Annotated in this window: 1 protein-coding gene; it reads right to left on the bottom strand. The window is 63.1% G+C overall.

The genetic code is table 11. The features are described 5' to 3' along the window. A partial coding sequence (locus NR201_RS22480) for a hypothetical protein (RefSeq protein ID WP_256850189.1) occupies window positions 1–674 on the bottom strand: 674 nt, incomplete at both ends.

Raw genomic sequence — 674 nt, 5'->3', positions numbered from 1 at the left:
AACGCCGCATCCACGTCAATCACGATACCTTCAATGCCGGTTCCCGAACCGTCCACGTTGTCCGACTGCCACGTCACGTATACGCTGCCGTCCGCGGTCAGCACGGCGTCAAAGATGTGCGTTGCATCCACCGAGTCGCCACCGGTACCCTGGTTGCCGCTCGTGGTGGTGTTCACCAGGAACTCGCGTCCCACCCTGTTATCGTTCGCATCAAAGCGCTGTGCGTAGATGGCCGAGCCATCCCCGTCGCCGCCTTCAGAGCCCCAGATGAGCAGGTAGCCGCCATCATCCAGCGCCACGCCGACCGGCTTATACTGCTTGCCGCTGGTGTAGCTGTTGACGATGAAGTCACCGCTGCCGACCAGCGTCAGCGTTCCGGTGGCGGCATCCACGCGGTAGTGCACTGCGCGGATGTCAGAGTTGCTGGTGCCGCTGTCGCTGCTGTCCCAGAACACCACGATGCTGCCGTCGTTCAGGGTGATAACGTCCGGATAGTTCTGGGAGCTGTCCGTGGTGGTGTTCACCTGGAAGTTACCCCCCAGTGGCGTGCCGTCTGCGGCAAAAATCTGCCCGACAACCCCGCTGCCGCTGGTGTCACCCGGACCGCTGGTGGCGTTCCACACGGTCACGTACATGCCGCCGTGCGCCGCATCGGTAAAGGCCGCCATTTCCGG

This window comes from Pantoea sp. Fr-CA_6 (assembly GCF_024520895.1).
Lineage (GTDB): Bacteria > Pseudomonadota > Gammaproteobacteria > Enterobacterales > Enterobacteriaceae > Pantoea > Pantoea agglomerans.
The sequence above is the reverse complement of the archived record's forward strand: the minus strand, read 5'-3'. Positions and strand labels throughout refer to the sequence as shown.